This is a genomic window from Pseudomonas sp. CCC3.1, assembly GCF_034347405.1.
Classification (GTDB): Bacteria; Pseudomonadota; Gammaproteobacteria; order Pseudomonadales; family Pseudomonadaceae; genus Aquipseudomonas.
In genome coordinates this window covers 106,198-123,505 of the sequence record NZ_CP133778.1, presented here as the reverse complement: position 1 = coordinate 123,505, position 17,308 = coordinate 106,198, and the positions used below count along the sequence as shown (strand labels likewise).

At 57.7% G+C, this 17,308-nt stretch carries 14 protein-coding genes; 12 read left to right on the top strand and 2 right to left on the bottom strand.

Annotated elements, in window-relative coordinates:
- Positions 1-322: 322 nt before the first annotated feature.
- From RHM56_RS00615 to RHM56_RS00580, 8 genes are all read left to right on the top strand, one after another.
- The gene (locus tag RHM56_RS00615; protein ID WP_322237505.1) at positions 323-1,843 is read left to right on the top strand and encodes an aldehyde dehydrogenase family protein; all 1,521 of its coding nucleotides are present in this window, start codon (positions 323-325) and stop codon (positions 1,841-1,843) included.
- 155 nt (positions 1,844-1,998) lie between these two features.
- Positions 1,999-3,447: an ethanolamine permease gene (gene eat, locus RHM56_RS00610; protein WP_322237502.1), complete on the top strand. Its 1,449-nt coding sequence runs from the start codon at positions 1,999-2,001 to the stop codon at positions 3,445-3,447.
- Positions 3,448-3,499: 52 nt separating this feature from the next.
- A complete protein-coding gene (locus RHM56_RS00605) occupies positions 3,500-4,900 on the top strand; it encodes an ethanolamine ammonia-lyase subunit EutB (protein ID WP_322237500.1) in 1,401 nt (466 codons plus the stop codon).
- 2 nt (positions 4,901-4,902) lie between these two features.
- On the top strand, positions 4,903-5,712 hold the full coding sequence (eutC, locus tag RHM56_RS00600; protein WP_322237497.1) for an ethanolamine ammonia-lyase subunit EutC: 810 nt from the start codon (positions 4,903-4,905) through the stop codon (positions 5,710-5,712).
- A 267-nt stretch (positions 5,713-5,979) separates the two neighbouring features.
- Positions 5,980-6,627: a DedA family protein gene (locus RHM56_RS00595; protein ID WP_322237494.1), complete on the top strand. Its 648-nt coding sequence runs from the start codon at positions 5,980-5,982 to the stop codon at positions 6,625-6,627.
- A gap of 13 nt (positions 6,628-6,640) precedes the next feature.
- On the top strand, positions 6,641-7,453 hold the full coding sequence (locus RHM56_RS00590) for a M90 family metallopeptidase (RefSeq protein ID WP_322237491.1): 813 nt from the start codon (positions 6,641-6,643) through the stop codon (positions 7,451-7,453).
- 101 nt (positions 7,454-7,554) lie between these two features.
- A complete protein-coding gene (ppa, locus tag RHM56_RS00585) occupies positions 7,555-8,082 on the top strand; it encodes an inorganic diphosphatase (protein WP_016779241.1) in 528 nt (175 codons plus the stop codon).
- Between the two features lie 234 nt (positions 8,083-8,316).
- Positions 8,317-9,075: a helix-turn-helix transcriptional regulator gene (locus tag RHM56_RS00580; RefSeq protein WP_322237489.1), complete on the top strand. Its 759-nt coding sequence runs from the start codon at positions 8,317-8,319 to the stop codon at positions 9,073-9,075.
- 463 nt (positions 9,076-9,538) lie between these two features.
- Here the strand turns inward: RHM56_RS00580 and RHM56_RS00575 are convergent, their stop codons facing one another.
- The gene (locus RHM56_RS00575; protein ID WP_322237487.1) at positions 9,539-11,209 is read right to left on the bottom strand and encodes a M24 family metallopeptidase; all 1,671 of its coding nucleotides are present in this window, start codon (positions 11,207-11,209) and stop codon (positions 9,539-9,541) included.
- Between the two features lie 77 nt (positions 11,210-11,286).
- Between RHM56_RS00575 and RHM56_RS00570 the strand changes: the two genes are divergently transcribed.
- A complete protein-coding gene (locus RHM56_RS00570; RefSeq protein WP_322237485.1) occupies positions 11,287-12,792 on the top strand; it encodes a PLP-dependent aminotransferase family protein in 1,506 nt (501 codons plus the stop codon).
- A 58-nt stretch (positions 12,793-12,850) separates the two neighbouring features.
- On the opposite strand, the gene RHM56_RS00565 is transcribed toward RHM56_RS00570, so the two are convergent.
- On the bottom strand, positions 12,851-13,879 hold the full coding sequence (locus RHM56_RS00565; RefSeq protein ID WP_322237482.1) for a branched-chain amino acid aminotransferase: 1,029 nt from the start codon (positions 13,877-13,879) through the stop codon (positions 12,851-12,853).
- A 599-nt stretch (positions 13,880-14,478) separates the two neighbouring features.
- Here RHM56_RS00565 and RHM56_RS00560 point away from each other — a divergent pair.
- The 3 genes from RHM56_RS00560 to RHM56_RS00550 all read left to right on the top strand — a co-directional run bounded on the left by RHM56_RS00560 (position 14,479) and on the right by RHM56_RS00550 (position 17,285).
- A complete protein-coding gene (locus RHM56_RS00560; protein WP_322237480.1) occupies positions 14,479-15,456 on the top strand; it encodes an RHS repeat-associated core domain-containing protein in 978 nt (325 codons plus the stop codon).
- Positions 15,457-15,594: 138 nt separating this feature from the next.
- A complete protein-coding gene (locus RHM56_RS00555) occupies positions 15,595-16,650 on the top strand; it encodes an ABC transporter substrate-binding protein (protein WP_416194876.1) in 1,056 nt (351 codons plus the stop codon).
- A gap of 14 nt (positions 16,651-16,664) precedes the next feature.
- Positions 16,665-17,285, top strand: coding sequence for a glutathione S-transferase C-terminal domain-containing protein (locus RHM56_RS00550; protein ID WP_322237477.1), 621 nt, complete (start codon positions 16,665-16,667; stop codon positions 17,283-17,285).
- Positions 17,286-17,308 lie beyond the last annotated feature (23 nt).

The window sequence follows — 17,308 nt, the reverse complement described above, 5'->3', positions numbered from 1 at the left end:
CTGTCACGACGGCCCAAGGCGCAGAAAAACCAACCTCTGCGACAACCGGGACCCAGTCCAAACCGAATGCCCAGCATCCTCTTGCGCCCGACGCATTGCAATCTCGAACTGACTCGTCGGTCATCGACTGTCTCGCTTTTGGTACAAAGTGTCACTTGGGCTGTACCACCACTGTCACAACGACTGCACTCCAAGCGACACCTAAAAACCCTAAAGCCACGGTTTACAAGAGGTGTGGCTATTTGGCCCAGCCTTTGCTCCTGCTTTGTGCAGCGCCACAGCGCGTCCTCCCATAAGCACAATAAAGCCAAGGAGACACTCCATGCGTTACGCACAACCCGGTACTGAAGGCTCGGTCGTCTCGTTCAAGAGCCGCTACGGTAACTACATCGGCGGCGAATTCGTGGCACCCGTCAAAGGCCAGTACTTCACCAATACCTCGCCTGTGAACGGCAAGCCGATTGCCGAATTCCCTCGCTCAACTGCCGAAGACATCGAAAAAGCTCTGGATGCCGCCCACGCCGCAGCCGATGCCTGGGGTGCAACCTCAGTGCAAGCACGCTCGCTGGTACTGCTGAAAATCGCTGATCGCATCGAACAAAACCTCGAACTGCTGGCTGTGACCGAAACCTGGGACAACGGCAAAGCAGTACGCGAAACCCTGAACGCTGATGTGCCACTGGCCGCCGACCATTTCCGCTACTACGCCGGCTGCATCCGCGCGCAAGAAGGCAGCGCGGCTGAGATTGATGGCAATACTGTGGCTTATCACATCCACGAGCCGCTGGGTGTGGTCGGGCAGATCATCCCGTGGAACTTCCCGCTGCTGATGGCCGCCTGGAAACTCGCCCCGGCGCTGGCTGCTGGCAACTGCATCGTGCTCAAACCAGCCGAGCAAACCCCGCTGAGCATCACCGTGCTCATGGAACTGATCGGCGACCTGCTGCCGCCAGGCGTGCTGAACGTGGTGCAAGGCTTCGGCAAAGAAGCAGGCGAAGCACTGGCCACCAGCAAGCGTATCGCCAAAATTGCCTTCACCGGCTCCACGCCAGTGGGCTCGCACATCATGAAATGTGCTGCCGAAAACATCATCCCGTCGACCGTGGAACTGGGCGGCAAATCGCCGAACATCTTCTTCGCCGACATCATGCAGGCCGAACCGACCTTTATTGAAAAGGCCGCCGAAGGTTTGGTGCTGGCGTTCTTCAACCAGGGCGAAGTGTGCACCTGCCCTTCTCGCGCACTGATTCAAGAGTCGATCTACGACGACTTCATGAAAGTGGTGATGAAAAAGGTTGAGTCGATCAAACGTGGTGACCCGCTGGACACCGACACCATGGTCGGCGCCCAGGCGTCCGAGCAGCAGTTCGACAAGATCCTGTCCTACCTTGAAATCGCCAAGGCCGAAGGCGCCGAGCTGCTGACCGGCGGCCAGGTGGCCAAGCTCGAAGGCGACCTGTCGACGGGCTATTACATCCAGCCGACGCTGCTCAAGGGCACCAACAAAATGCGCGTCTTCCAGGAAGAAATCTTTGGCCCGGTGGTCAGCATCACCACCTTCAAAGACGAAGCCGAAGCGCTGGCGATTGCCAACGACACCGAGTTCGGTCTGGGCGCTGGTTTGTGGACCCGCGACATCAACCGCGCCTACCGCATGGGCCGCGCCATCAAGGCCGGTCGCGTATGGACCAACTGCTACCACCTGTACCCGGCGCACGCCGCGTTCGGTGGCTACAAAAAGTCCGGTGTCGGCCGTGAAACCCACAAAATGATGCTCGACCACTATCAGCAGACCAAAAACCTGCTGGTGAGCTACGACATCAATCCGTTGGGCTTCTTCTAACCGTCCTCCCCCTGTAGGAGCGAGCTTGCCTCGCGATCTTTTAAAAGATCAAAAGATCGCGAGGCAAGCTCGCTCCTACAATCGGGCCTTTGGCCCAGCTCTTGCTTTGCTCCCTGTCATATTTTTTCAAACTATAAAAGAACAGGTGAATTGACATGCCTAGCGAACCCAATGCTGCTTCGGCGGCCCCCTCCTCTGTCGACTTTGAAAAGGTCGGCTCCGACTACTTTCAACAACGTGAACTGAAAAAAGGCGCCGCAGGCTGGGTCCTGCTGGTAGGCCTGGGTGTGGCGTACGTGATTTCCGGCGACTACGCCGGCTGGAACTTCGGCCTGGCCCAAGGCGGCTGGGGCGGGATGTTTATCGCCACCTTGCTGATGGCCACCATGTACTTGTGCATGTGCTTTTCGCTGGCCGAACTGTCTTCGATGATTCCCACCGCAGGCGGCGGCTATGGCTTTGCCCGTAGCGCTTTCGGCCCGTGGGGCGGGTTTCTGACCGGCACCGCGATCTTGATTGAATACGCCATCGCACCCGCCGCCATCGCCGTGTTTATCGGCGCGTATTGCGAGTCGTTATTCGGCATCGGCGGCTGGATGATTTACCTGGCCTTCTACATCATTTTTATCGGCATCCACATCTTCGGCGTCGGTGAAGCACTCAAGCTGATGTTCATCATCACCGCCGTCGCCGCCATTGCCTTGGGCGTGTTTCTGGTCTCGATGGTGCCGCACTTCAGCGTCGCCAACCTGCTGGACATCCCCGTCACTGAGGCCAAAGGCGCCAGCGCGTTCTTGCCGTTTGGTTACGTCGGCGTGTGGGCAGCCATCCCGTATGCGATCTGGTTTTTCCTGGCCGTGGAAGGCGTGCCGCTGGCAGCCGAAGAGACCAAAAACCCTAAGCGCGACCTGCCGCGCGGCCTGATTGGCGCCATGCTGGTGCTCGTGACCTTTGCCCTGCTGATCCTGATCATCGGCCCGGGCGGCGCCGGGGCGCACCACTTGATGGCCTCGGGCAACCCGCTGGTTGAAGCATTGAGCAAGTCATATGGCGGCTCGACCTGGATGGGCAGCTTCGTCAATCTGGTCGGTCTGGCGGGCTTGATTGCCAGTTTCTTCTCGATCATTTACGCCTACTCGCGTCAGATCTTTGCCCTGTCCCGTGCAGGCTACTTGCCGCGCAAACTGTCAGAAACCAACAAAAGCAAAGCCCCGGTACTGGCGTTGATCATCCCCGGAATCATCGGCTTTGGCCTGTCGCTGACGGGTCAGGGCGATTTGCTGATTCTGGTGGCAGTGTTTGGCGCGACTATTTCCTACGTGTTGATGATGGCTGCGCACATTACCCTGCGCATCCGTCGCCCCAAAATGGAGCGTCCGTACCGCACGCCGGGCGGTATTGTCACTTCAGGCACCGCTTTGGTGCTGGCATGCGTGGCCGTGGTCGCAGGTTTCCTGGTTGACCCACGCGTTGTGATTGGCGCTGCAGTGATCTATGGCGTATTAATTGCCTACTTTGCTTTTTACAGTCGACATCACTTGGTGGCCGGTACACCGGAAGAGGAATTCGCGGCCATTCAACAGGCTGAGCAATCCCTGCACTAGTCGCTGAGAAACCCGCCAGACGCGCCGCGTCTGGCGTTAAGGAGCACCTTGTATGGCAACTTTTTCTCACGCGGTGGGTACCCAGACTTACCGTTTTGACAGCCTCAAAGACGTCATGGCCAAAGCCAGCCCGGCTCGATCCGGGGACTTTCTGGCAGGCGTTGCGGCGCTCAATGACGGCGAACGCGTCGCTGCGCAAATGGCGCTGGCCAACATCCCGCTTTCGTATTTCTTGCAAGAAGTGCTGATCCCTTACGAGTCCGACGAAGTGACGCGGCTGATTATCGACAGCCACGACCTGATTGCCTTTGCGCCCGTCAGCCACCTGACCGTCGGCGGTTTTCGGGACTGGTTGCTCAGTGATGCCGCCGATGAACACAGCTTGCGCGCACTGGCCCCCGGACTGACCCCGGAAATGGTCGCCGCGGTGTCGAAGATCATGCGCGTTCAAGACTTGATTCTGGTGGCGCAGAAGATCCGCGTGGTCACCCGGTTTCGCGGCACCATGGGCCTGCCCGGTCGCCTGTCGACCCGCCTGCAACCCAACCACCCCACGGATGACCCGGCCGGTATTGCGGCGAGCATTCTCGATGGCCTGTTGTATGGCAACGGCGATGCGATGATCGGCATCAACCCAGCCACGGACAGCATCGCCTCAATCTGCGACCTGCTGAACATGCTCGACGCGATCATTCAGCGCTATGAAATCCCGACCCAGTCGTGCGTGCTGACCCACGTCACCACATCGATTGAAGCGATCAACCGCGGCGTGCCGCTGGACCTGGTATTTCAGTCGATTGCCGGCACCGAAGCAGCCAATGCCAGCTTCGGGATTAATCTGAATGTGCTGCAGGAAGGTTACGAGGCAGGCTTAAGCCTCAATCGCGGCACCTTGGGCAATAACCTGATGTACTTCGAAACCGGCCAAGGCAGCGCGCTGTCGGCCAACGCGCATTTCGGGGTCGACCAGCAAACCTGCGAAACCCGGGCCTACGCCGTGGCGCGGCATTTCAAGCCGTTTTTGGTCAACACCGTGGTGGGTTTTATCGGTCCCGAGTACCTGTACAACGGCAAACAAATCATCCGTGCCGGGCTCGAAGACCACTTCTGCGGCAAGTTGCTGGGCGTGCCGATGGGCTGCGACATTTGTTACACCAACCACGCCGAAGCCGATCAGGACGACATGGATAACCTGCTGACGCTGCTGGGCGTGGCCGGGATCAACTTCATCATGGGCATTCCGGGGTCGGACGACATCATGCTCAACTATCAGACAACGTCTTTCCACGACGCGCTCTATGCCCGAAAAACCTTGGGATTAAAGCCTGCGCCCGAGTTTGAACAGTGGTTGAGCAAGGTGGGTATTTTCACTCAGAGCGATGGACGGATCGAATTCGGCGAGCAATTGCCCCCCGCGTTTCGCCAGGCATTGGCTCATTTGGGAGGACGCTGAACATGGGCACTACGCCGACCGACAGCCTCAACCCTTGGCTGGAACTGCGCCGCCTGACCCCGGCGCGCATTGCGCTGGGCCGCACGGGCACCAGCATGCCGACCCAGGCGCAGCTGGATTTTCAATTCGCCCACGCCCAAGCGCGGGACGCCGTGCACTTGCCGTTTGATCATGCGGGGCTGAGCAGCCAGTTTGCAGAGCGCGGACGCGACAGCTTGCTGGTGCACAGCGCTGCCATTGATCGGCACAGCTACCTGCAACGACCCGATCTGGGGCGCAAACTCAACGAAGACTCGGCGCAGCAACTGCGCGACTACGCCCAAGCCAATGCAGGCGGCTTTGACGTGGTCGTGGTGGTGGCCGACGGGTTATCGGCACTGGCCGTTCATCGTCACACCCTGCCCTTTTTGGCGCGCATGGAAGAACACTTCGCCACTGAAGGCTGGCGTTTGTCGCCGGTGGTTCTGGTGCAACAAGGCCGAGTCGCGGTGGCCGATGAGATCGGCGAACTGCTGGGCGCCAAAATGGTGGTGATGCTGATCGGCGAACGCCCAGGCTTAAGCTCACCCGACAGCCTGGGGCTGTATTTCACCTACGCGCCCAAGGTCGGTTTGACCGATGCGTATCGCAACTGCATCTCCAACGTGCGACTTGAAGGCCTGAGCTATGGCATGGCCGCTCATCGGCTGGCGTACCTGATGCGCGAAGCCTGCCGTCGGCAATTGTCGGGGGTCAATTTGAAGGATGAGGCGCAGGTACAAACCCTGGATGTGGCCGCGCCCAACGAGAACTTCCTGCTAAAAGACGCGTAACTACTGACACAAAACCCTATGTAGGAGCGAGCTTGTCTCGCGATCTTTTGATCTTTAAAAGCAAAAGATCGCGAGACAAGCTCGCTCCTACCCATTGGTTCAAGAAGAACTAATACACGCTTCGCTACAAACTCAAGCAGCACAATCCGCTTCAATCCGTATAATCCTTTCGGTTCAAAATGTACGAAAAAACTACATTCCCTGTAGTTAAATACCTATCCCCCCGCACAGACCTGCTGAGCCGGGTCATCAACACAGGTGCCATACATGGATTTCAACCCGATCGACATTATCCTGCACCTCGATGTGTACCTGGACATGCTGGTAAGAGACTACGGAGTGTGGATCTACGCCATCCTGTTTCTGGTGATCTTTTGTGAAACCGGCCTGGTTGTCATGCCTTTCCTGCCGGGTGATTCCTTGCTGTTTATCGCAGGCGCGGTAGCGGCTGGTGGCGGTATGGACCCTGTCTTACTGGGCGCACTTTTGATGCTGGCGGCGATATTGGGTGACAGCACCAACTACGTCATCGGACGAACGGCGGGCGAACGCTTATTCAGTAATCCGGACTCGAAGATTTTCCGTCGCGATTACCTGCAAAAAACCCACGATTTCTACGAACGTCATGGCGGCAAAACCGTGACCATGGCGCGCTTTCTGCCGATTTTCCGCACCTTCGCCCCGTTTGTGGCAGGTGTGGCACGCATGTTCTACCCGCGCTTCTTTATGTTCAGCGTGTTCGGCACTATCCTTTGGGTCGGCGGTCTGGTCACCCTGGGTTACTTCTTTGGCAACGTGCCGTTCATCAAATCCAATCTGTCGCTGCTGGTGGTGGGCATCATCGTGCTGTCGCTGGTACCGATGATTATTGGTGTGGTTCGCAGCCGATTCGGACGCAGCCCTTCCAAAGCCTGATCGGAGAACGGCTATGTGGTCGCTGAGTGAATGGAGACGCCAGCGGATTCTGGCGCAGCACCCGGTGGCGGAGGACGTCTGGCATGACGTCCGCCAACACCTGAGTATTCTTGACGGGCTGGACGACGCGCAGGACAAATGGCTGCGCGAAAGCAGTGTGTTGTTCCTCAAGGAAAAACACCTGACGCCCATGCCCGGCGTCGAGCTGACAGAAGAGGGCGAACTGTTGCTGGCCGCTCAGGCGCAACTGCCGTTGCTCAACCTGGGCGATCTGGACTGGTATCAAGGTTTTCACGAAATCGTCTTGTACCCGGATGACTTCGTCAGCCCGCAGCGTCACCGCGACTCCAGTGGCGTAGAACATGAATGGGAAGGCCACCACAGCGGTGAGGCCTGGCAACATGGGCCGGTGGTATTGGCTTGGCCGGGCGTGCTGGCCAGTGGTCATTGGGAAGGTTACAACCTGGTCATTCACGAACTGGCGCACAAGCTGGACATGCTCAACGGCGCCGCCAACGGCATGCCGCCGCTGCACAGCAACATGCAAGTGACTGACTGGACCAAGGACATGCAACAGGCCTTCGACCACCTCAATCACTACCTGGATCACCACAACCCCGACCACGCGCCAATCGACCCCTATGCAGCCGAAAACCCGGCTGAGTTCTTTGCGGTCACCAGCGAATACTTCTTCAGCGCGCCAGACCTGCTGCACCACGTCTACCCGCTGGTTTACCAGCAGCTCAGCCTGTTTTATCGTCAGGACACCCTGGCCCGGCTACGCAAGCTGCAAAGCGAACACCCCGAATACCGCGCACATCACTGAACGGCCAAGCGTGACGCGGTTATAGGAATACGCCTATAATCGCCGCCACTTTTTGGCCAAATCGGCCAAGTAAACTGGCCTACACACGGGGGCACCGCCCAATGAGCTACAGCAAGATTCCGGCTGGCAAAGACCTGCCGAATGACATCTACGTCGCCATCGAGATTCCGGCTAACCACGCGCCGATCAAATATGAAATCGACAAAGACAGCGATTGCCTGTTCGTTGACCGCTTCATGGCCACCCCGATGTTCTACCCGGCCAACTATGGCTTCATCCCGAACACTCTGGCTGACGACGGTGATCCCCTCGACGTGCTGGTCGTGACCCCTTACCCGGTAGCCCCAGGTTCGGTTATCCGCGCACGTCCAGTTGGCATCCTGCACATGACTGACGACGGCGGCGGCGATGCCAAAGTAGTAGCAGTGCCTCACGACAAGCTGTCCCAGCTGTACGTTGACGTGAAAGAGTACACCGACCTGCCACCGCTGCTGATTCAGCAGATCCAGCACTTCTTCGAGAACTACAAAGACCTCGAAAAAGGCAAATGGGTGAAGATCGAAGGTTGGGGCGACGCAGAAGCTGCCCGCGCCGAGATCACCAAATCGGTTGCTGCCTACAAAGGCTAAGTGCAGACCGGCAGGCTCCAGCAGCTTGCTCAACGCACTAAAAACCCCGGCTCGCCGGGGTTTTTTTATGCCTGCCTAAACGCACTGAAACACAGCCTGTTCATGCCAGTTGAATGAGCGAAGGAATCGAGTAGGAAATATCGTTTCAAGGCGAGGATTTATCTCTTTTTATCTATTTTTTTTGAACGTTTAGTTTATTTAAACAGTGTCGTCTTCTCCGTAAACTCCGCATTCATGAATACATCCGGTGATCGCCTCAGAACCCTCCTGCGGGAGTGTCATTTATCCGCTTCGGACTTCGCCGCCAATCGCCGCGTCACGCCGCAGCACGTCAACAACTGGTTCAAGCGCGGCATCCCCATGGCCCGACTGGACGAAATCGCTGAACTGTTGTGCGTTAACAGCCGATGGCTGCGCACCGGTGAAGGCATCAAACATCCAGGAGCCCCGATCATCAGCCATACGGCGCGTCATTCAACGCCAGACCAGCACCTTGTAACCTCACAACCCCACGCTGCGCCCAACAACACCAGCGACATCGACGTACCGTTCTACAGCGAAGTGCTGAATGCCTGTGGCTCAGGAAAAACCCACGTGGCCCAGATACCGGAATACCGGATACGCCTGACCTCGGCCATCTTGCACACTCTGGATGTCAGCCCTGACCAGGCCATGTGCGCCCCCATGATCGGCAACAGCATGGTGCCCCGAATTGAAGCTGGCTCCACCGTGGCCATCGACCGCAGCCTGACCCAAATCGTGGATGGCGAAATCTACGCCCTCGAACAAGACGGCATGTTGCGCATCAAATACGTCTACCGCCTGCCCAACAACGGCTTGCGCTTGCGCAGCCACAACCACGATGAATACCCGGACGAACTCTTCAGCGCGCTCCAGATACAAGAGCAACACCTACGGATACTGGGCTGGGTATTTTGGTGGTCCACCCTCAATAAACGCCGCCCGCCAGTGCCTTACAAACTGGAGGAATAGCGTCTCAAGGCGTGAGAAGGTGAAACCGAAGCGGGATTTTTGCTGGGAAATACAAGCGATTCCCAGTATGCTTCGCCGCACTCGCGCACATCCCCCTGCTCCCAGCAGGCCGGATTGCAGGGCAAGGCAGCGATAAGCCGCCACGCCCCACACACCCAGACGCCACGCGCTGGATGTCCCGATTGAAGGCGAGCACGGTTTGCCAAAAACAAACCAAACCCGCCCCCGAGAAGCCGGCCACAAGCCGGCTTTTTAATGCCTGTGTGAAAGTGGTTTTCATCTGTAGACAATCGTTAGAGCCTTGCTCTACCAAAGACTTCAGCCTGTTTGCACCAGACCATACAAGCCGTATCAGGTTATGCACACGGCCAACTGTGGAAGCGGGATTGCTGCATCGCTGGCAAGCCAGGCTCCCACAGGTTTCTCGCAGTATTTGAAACAGTTTCAGCTTGCCCCTTCCCAGCTACCCCCGCCCCACCTCGCCAATCAAAATATCCTCAAAAAACGCCCCGACCGGTTCTGTGGGATGACACAGCTGTATCTCCAACACCCAGACCATCTCGCTCGGTACGATTTCAACGTCGGCCAGTTTGTCTTGCCCGAGCAGGGCATGGGGGAAGTCGGCGATGCGGTGTCCAGCCAGGTTGCGTTCAAGGCGCCAGCCTTTGGCGTGGGTGCTTTGCTCGGCGAAGTCATACAGTTCACGTCCGGTCAGCCCGCGCTGCCAGGCGTCGCGGGTTTCGTCGAATACTTGGTGCAGGGCTTTGACGCAGGCGTGGTGCAGAGGGTGTTCGCCGAATACGAAGGTGTCGCCATAATCGCCTTCGTAGCCATCCCACACGGGGCCAAGGTCGACCACGGCGATGTCGGTGGCGCGTAGCGTGCGCTGTGGGTCGATGCCTTGGCGCGGTGTGCGGATGGTGTCGTCGCCGAAGCGTATGTAGGTCGGGTGCCAGGTGTGTGACGCCCCCATGTCGTGCAATGTTCGACTGGCCATTTGCAGGGCTTGGGCTGTGGTCATGCCGACTTTCAGTTGTTCGGCGATGGCGGCCAGGGCTCTTACGGTTTGTTCGCGGGCAGCGAGCATGCCGTCCAGTGAGTAGCGCGGGCCGACTTTTTCCAGCAGCGGGTCCAGCGTTTTTAGGGATGAAGCCTTCGTCAGTGCACCGCTGGGGACGAAGGCTTCAGCGACAAAGCGATGAGCCTGCGCGCCCGCTGCCAGACAGGTTTCGCGGACTTGGTTGATCATCGCGCTGTTGCCGCAGGCGTAGATTTGGCTCTCGGCCCAGTGGTGGGGCTGAGCCAGCGCAACGTGCTGCACGCGGGCGTCTGCCGACAGGACTCGATGCCAGTGAAACCGTGGATGGTCCTCGCTGGCTCGGTCCAGAAACTCAGCGTCGTAGAAGTCCGCAGGCGTGGAGTTGCCCCAGTACAAAGTGACCTCGGCATGGCGGGCCAGGGCCGTCAGCAACAAGGGTTTTATGCCCGCATAACCGGTCCCGGTCGCGAACAGTACGACAGGGCGTTCATCCTCGTGTTGCCAGGTGCAGGCGCCCACGGGGCCTTCGAGTTTCACCGCATCCCCCACGTGCAGGGTCGGCAGAATGCGCTCGGAGAATACGCCGCCGCTGACTTGGCGAATATGAAACACCAGTTGGCCCTGATCCTGTCCAGGCAGATTGGCGATGGAGAAACAGCGGCTTTCGCCATCGTCGAGGCGAAATCTGACGTACTGACCCGCCCGAACGTCGAGTGGCTGAGCGGGCAGTAACACCAGCTCAACAATATCGACGCTCAGCGCACGTTTGCCGATCACGTGTGCGGCGACTTCCAGCGTTGGCGTGTCCAGTGACCAGCCGGGAATTTCCAGACGCATGTCGCTACAGGCATGGCTCTGGCACAGTAACATCTCGTCGGCCGCGAGCGGATAGGAAGGGGCCGGGGTGTCTGGCGTGTACTGCTTTGGCCGATAGTGACCCGACACCACCTTGACCTTGCACGACCCGCAGGCGCCGCGCCGACAGGAAAATGGTACGGCGAGGCCGCTGGCAAGCATGGCGTCGAGCAGCAATTGATCGGCAGTTTCAAAGGATTTGCCCGAGGGCAATAATTCAACGACATGGCGGTTGTGCATAAACACCTCGGGGCGATTGAGGTCAGATTGTTGCGCTAGACTAGGACCACAAGAACCTCCAGTTTTGGATAATTCACATGGTCCAGCTTCGCAAATGGCGCCCTCTGCTCAAGCTCGATGGGGTGCAGCCGCAGGCGTCGTATAGAAAAATCATCGAGGGTTTGGTGAGCGCCATTGTCGAAGGCCGTTTGCGCCCCGGAACGCTGTTGCCGGGGACGCGGGAAATGGCGCGATTGCTGGACGTCAACCGCAAGACGGTGATCCTGGCCTACGAAGAAGCGGTGACCAAAGGCTGGCTGGTCAGCATTCAACGTCGCGGCACTTTCGTCAGTACACAACTGGCGACAGGAACGGTGGCGGCCGCCAGCGCGCCAAAGTCGTTTGCCTTGACGCTGCGCGACACGCCCGCGGCGGCCTATTTCACGCCGGGCGAGCAGGTGACCGCGCTGCACCATCGGCCGGGCGCGCTGTTTTTCGATAACGGCGCCTGTGACCATCGTCTGCTGCCACAAGCGGTTCTGCATCGCTACTACCGCAATGCCTTGCGCAACAGCTTTACCACCAACACCGTGCGCCATGGCAGCACGGGCAGCAGCCACTACCTGCGTAACGCGCTGGCCGACATGTTGCGCCATAATCGCGGCCTGACGGTCGACGCAGAGCAGATTTGCCTGACCCAAGGCGTGCAGATGTCGCTGTACCTGACGGCCAGCGTGTTGCTCAAACCCGGTGATGTGGTAGTGGTCGAACGCCTGAGTTATCCGCCTGCCTGGGAGATTTTCCGCCAGTTGGGCGCACAACTGGTCACCGTGGACTTGGACGAAGAAGGTTGTCGGGTCGATCAGCTCGCGCAACTGTGCCAGATACACGATGTGCGAATGATGTATGTCACTCCCCATCACCAGTTTCCTACCACCGTCAGCCTGCGTGCCGGACGTCGGCAACAGCTCCTGGAATTGGCCCGACTGCATGATTTCTGCATCATCGAGGAAGACTACGACCACGAGTATCACTTTGCCGGACGGCCCTATTTGCCTCTGGCCAGCGACAGCGCGCAACGTCATGTGATCTACATCGGCTCGCTGTCCAAGTCCTTGGGCAGCACCTTTCGTTGCAGCTATATCGTTGCGCCGTCAGAGGTCATCGCAGCGCTCGAGCGCACGGCGGCGGTGAGCCTGGGCCAAGGCGATGCCGTCATGCAGCGGATGCTGGGAGATTTGATCAACCATGGCGAGCTGAAGAAGCATCTGCGTCGGGTTTCCAAAGAATACCGCCAACGTCGAGAAACCCTGCTCAGTTGCCTGCTGGAGGCTTTTGGTGAGCAGATCGTTGTGCAGGAACCGGAGGGAGGACTGGCGTTGTGGGTAAAATTCGCGGACTCAATCGACGTCAATCGACTGGCTGAAAAAGCGCTGGAGCTGGACTTGGTGGTGCGCAGCGCTCGCCTGTTTTCACCCGTTGATCACCCCGAAAATGCCCTGCGTCTGGGGTTCGCCTCGCTCAATCTGGAGGAAATCCGCAGCGCCACGCAGCGCTTGGCTCAGGCGGCGCAGGCAATTGCGTCAGGGTTTGCGTTGGCGTGAATGAACAGCATTGGCCACTGTCCGGCAGTTTAATGCCTGACAATGGCCAAGCCTGTCGTTACGCCCCTTGAATCTTCACGATCCAACCTTCCGGCGCTTCGATGTCTCCAGACTGGATACCGGTCAGCTCCTTATACAGTTGCTGCGTCACCGGACCCACTTCCTCTTGGCTATGGAAAACGTGCAGTTCACCGTTGTACTGAATGCCGCCAATCGGCGTGATCACAGCAGCGGTGCCACAGGCGCCAGCTTCGGTAAACTTCTTCAGATCGCCTACCGGCACATCCCCTTCAACCACGGTCAAGCCCAGACGGTCTTTGGCCAGTTGAATCAACGACAGGCGGGTGATACCCGGCAGTACCGACGCCGAGCGCGGAGTGACAAATTGCTTGTCTTGGGTAATTGCAAAGAAGTTGGCCGAGCCGACTTCTTCGATGTTGGTGTGGGTCAGCGGGTCCAGGTAGATGCAATCTGCAAAACCTGCACTCTTGGCTTCAGAGCCAGGCAGCAGGCTGGCCGCGTAGTTGCCACCCACTTTGGCAGCACCGGTGCCATTTGGCGCGGCGCGGTCGTAGTTGGAAATCATGAAGTTACAAGGCTTCATCCCGCCTTTGAAGTACGGGCCAACCGGGATGCAGAACACGCTGAAAATGAACTCAGGGGCGGTCCGCACGCCGATGTTGTCACCCACGCCAATCACGAAAGGCCGCAGGTAGAGCGCGCCACCCGAGCCGTACGGCGGAATGAAGTGCTCGTTGGCTTTGACCACTTGGGTGCAGGCATCGATGAACTGCTCAACCGAGACACTCGGCATCATCAGACGAGCGCAGCTGCGTTGCATGCGCAGGGCGTTCTGATCGGGGCGAAACAGGTTGATCGAACCGTCCTTGCAACGATAAGCCTTGAGGCCTTCGAAGCACTGTTGCCCATAGTGCAAGGCGGTGGAGCCTTCACTGATGTGCAACACGTTGTCTTCGGACAGGACACCTGCATCCCACTGATCCTGGCTCCAGTGAGACAGGTAGCGGTAGTCGGTTTTTATGTAGCTGAAGCCCAGTGTGCTCCAGTCGATACTCGGGACAGACATGATTACCTCGAATGCTGTTCTTGGCAGATTAAACGACACCGCCAACAGTCGATGCCGTACAGCGGGCCTTTGCGCCAGCCACTATAGATCCAAACTACCCATTTTTAGTGCACGTAGAAACGGGTAAGACAAATGTCTCGTCAGATGCGCCAATTTAGTCAGTCCCCCGGATCCGCGCAATGCTCAGTTTCTTGATCAGGCCCAATCCCTAGCCACCATGGCACGGCACCAGACCGCTAAGCACCCCTCTCCCGTAGCAGTTGCCGAGCCTTGCGAGGCGACGTCCGGCTGCGCAGCAGTCGTAAATGGCCTGTCGTGACTACCCAGTTAAATCGAGTTCTCAGCATTTACGATCGCTTCGCAATCGGACGCAGCCTCGCCAAGCTCGGCAGCTGCTACGGGTGTGCATGCCGCCAATAATCAGCCGTTTCGTACGACGTTTCTCTTTCAATCCAGCGAAGCTTGCGACCTGAGCCTCCACAGCACGTGGATCTGGCCACGTATGCCATCGCGCACGACCTATCAGATCTGCTAGCTAGGCAAGCCAAAAGAATAGGCAGACGCTGAAACACAACCCAGTGTCTCTAAGTGAGCATCTCGTGAGCACACCTAAAAAAACCTATACCGCCCTCTATCACTACGACCCGCTGGATCGTTTGACGCGCACTCACGCGTCCCAACGGTTTTACCGAGACACTCGCATAGCGACTGAGATTAATAGTGAAATAACCACGAGTTTTTTCGAACACCAATCCCTGCCGCTAGCCGAGCGATACCTCGGTGACGCTGTCACCTTATTGGCCACAGACCTGCAAACATCGGTGCTGCACACTATTAACTCCACCCACTATCAGCCCCAGGCCTACAGCCCTTACGGCCATCGCCCAGCAGAGAATGGCTTACTGAGTGCGCTGGGGTTTAATGGTGAACGACCTGACCCCGTAACGGGGCATTATTTATTGGGCCAGGGACACCGAGCGTACAACCCGGTGTTAATGCGGTTTAATAGCCCGGACACGCTAAGTCCGTTTGGCAAAGGCGGCATCAATGCGTATGCGTATTGCTCTAACAACCCGATTACGCGTATTGACCCAACGGCGGAAAGTTGGATAACTAAAATATATGGAAAAATCCCTGAAACCCTTCTGCATCTTTCAAATAATGGGCTGCCTGACAGTTTCTATGATGTAAACAAATACGCTTTAGACAAGGCTTTAAATAAATACAACCACGCTGATAAAATCACTAAAACTACAAAATATATAAAAGAGATAAATGCCCATATAGCCTTAAAACAACACAACTTAAATAAAAAAATCCTGCCCCTTCTTTCTTACGCTACAACCCACTCTGAAAAAAACATAGCAACCGCAACTAGCCAAACCCAAAAACTTAACTATAAATTAGAATCAAATTTATCCAAAACAGAAGATTTTAGAAGCTATCTCCAATTAACTGAAGATTATTTAAAAAATCTTACGACCACGCCTACCGATATATCCACAGCCAGAGCCAACATCCGACGGGAAAGCCCTACGACCCCTATCACAACCCGCAACAGCGGCGACAGGCATTGAGCTACCCCGTATAGCCCGCCCTCGCCTATACCCAAAAGACATAAGTAACGACTCTTTTAGTATTTTATTTTTTATCCCAGACCCCCTATATCTGCGTCCTCAATCCGGCACTTCGCTGGTTTTTGCAGGAGCATCAGCGTGATTCGAACGCGTTCATTCGTTGCGTTGTCCCTCGCCGCTTTACTGGTTTCCGGCCAGGTGCTGGCCGATACAGTCAAAGAAATTCGTATCGCGGTACCCGACATCAGCGCCGGGCCAACGCCCAGCGGTGCAGGGATTGTTGATGTGCTGCGCGACCGGCAAACGCTGGAAAAAGAATTCGAAAAAGATGGCATCACGATTCGCTGGGACTTCTTCAAAGGCGCAGGCCCGGCGATCAATGAAGCGCTGGCCAACGGTCAGGAAGACTTCGCTTACCTGGGTGATTTTCCGGCGATTATTGGTAAGGCCGGAGGCCTTGATACTCGCCTGCTGAGCGCGGTAGCCCGTAACGTGAAGCTTTATCTCGCGGTGCAACCCGGCTCGGGGATTACCTCGTTCGAAACGCTGAAAGGCAAGCGCGTGGCGATTTTCCGCGGGACCGCCACTCAGTTGTCGTTCGCCTCTGCGCTGGCCCATCAAGGCCTCAAGGAAAGCGACTTCAAGGTGATCAATCTGGACTACAACGCCGCCAACGCTGCGCTGGCCGCCAAGCAGATTGACGCGACCTGGTCCGGTGCCGGCGTGCTCGCGCTCAAAGCCCGTGGCCTGGCGGAGTTACCGCTGACCACGGTGGATCTGGGCGGCGCGGGCAGCATGCAAGCCGTACTGCTGGGGCGCGGCGCTTTCGTCGATGAGCACCCGGAACTGGTCGCCCGTCTGATCAAAGCCCAGCAACCGGCCATTGCCTGGTTGCGCAATGACGCGCACAAACAGGACTACATCGACCTGGTGTCCCGACTCGCCAGTTACCCACCAGCCATTCTTACAGCCGATGCGGCCGATCAGTCGCTGAACACGATTTTCGCGCCACAACTCGACGCCTCGTTTATCGACAACTTGCAGCACAGCGTCGATCTGGCGCTGGATGCCAAGTTGATCCGCAAAGGTTTCGATGTGAAGACCTGGGCCGAGCCGCGCTTTATCGATGCCGCGCTCACAGCCGCCCCGCACACAGCAGACACCGCCACCCAAACCCCACAAGCCAGCCGTTAAGACAAGGGATCCGTATGACCACACTGTTCATTTCTCCCGGCGCCTGCTCGTTCGCCGCCCATGTTGTGATCCACGAATTGCAACTGCCCATCACGGTCGAGCGCGCCACGATTCATACCCCGGACACGCCTTATCGCCAGATCAACCCAAGCGGGCGAGTACCCGCCTTGCTGCTCGATGACAAGACGCTGGTGACCGAGAACACGGCCATCCTGCCTTACCTCGCAGACCTGCGGCCCGGCACCTCGCTGTTTGCCGCGGCCGGGACCACGGAGCGTGCATTGATTCAGTCATGGATCGGTTATCTGGGCACCGAAGTGCACGTCGGCGCGTTTCGACCGATCAATCGCCCTGAGCGCTACAGCACCGATGAAGCGGCGTTCCCGGGCATCCGTCAACGCGGGCTGCAACAACTGGCAAACGCGCTGAAGCCGCTGGAAGCGCGCTTGCGCGATGAGAGTTACTTGGTGGGCAACCGCTTTACCTTGGCGGATGCTTATTTGGGTGTGTTCGTCGGCTGGAGCGCGCGTGCAGGCTCGCTGTTGCGGGACTTCCCGGCGTTGCAAGGGTTTCTCGAACGTTACCTGGCACGCGAATCAGTGGTGCAGACCCGGGCCGCCGAAGGCCTGGCCTAAGCAACAAGTTGAGCGAGCCGGAG

Bases quoted from the DNA above. Each gene is read 5' to 3' on its own strand.
- RHM56_RS00595 (WP_322237494.1), top strand. From the start codon at position 5,980: ATGGATTTCAACCCGATCGACATTATCCTGCACCTCGATGTGTACCTG.
- RHM56_RS00570 (WP_322237485.1), top strand. From the start codon at position 11,287: ATGGTCCAGCTTCGCAAATGGCGCCCTCTGCTCAAGCTCGATGGGGTG.
- RHM56_RS00590 (WP_322237491.1), top strand. From the start codon at position 6,641: ATGTGGTCGCTGAGTGAATGGAGACGCCAGCGGATTCTGGCGCAGCAC.
- RHM56_RS00580 (WP_322237489.1), top strand. From the start codon at position 8,317: ATGAATACATCCGGTGATCGCCTCAGAACCCTCCTGCGGGAGTGTCAT.
- ppa (WP_016779241.1), top strand. From the start codon at position 7,555: ATGAGCTACAGCAAGATTCCGGCTGGCAAAGACCTGCCGAATGACATC.
- eutC (WP_322237497.1), top strand. From the start codon at position 4,903: ATGGGCACTACGCCGACCGACAGCCTCAACCCTTGGCTGGAACTGCGC.
- eat (WP_322237502.1), top strand. From the start codon at position 1,999: ATGCCTAGCGAACCCAATGCTGCTTCGGCGGCCCCCTCCTCTGTCGAC.
- RHM56_RS00565 (WP_322237482.1), bottom strand. From the start codon at position 13,879: ATGTCTGTCCCGAGTATCGACTGGAGCACACTGGGCTTCAGCTACATA.
- RHM56_RS00575 (WP_322237487.1), bottom strand. From the start codon at position 11,209: ATGCACAACCGCCATGTCGTTGAATTATTGCCCTCGGGCAAATCCTTT.
- RHM56_RS00550 (WP_322237477.1), top strand. From the start codon at position 16,665: ATGACCACACTGTTCATTTCTCCCGGCGCCTGCTCGTTCGCCGCCCAT.
- RHM56_RS00605 (WP_322237500.1), top strand. From the start codon at position 3,500: ATGGCAACTTTTTCTCACGCGGTGGGTACCCAGACTTACCGTTTTGAC.
- RHM56_RS00615 (WP_322237505.1), top strand. From the start codon at position 323: ATGCGTTACGCACAACCCGGTACTGAAGGCTCGGTCGTCTCGTTCAAG.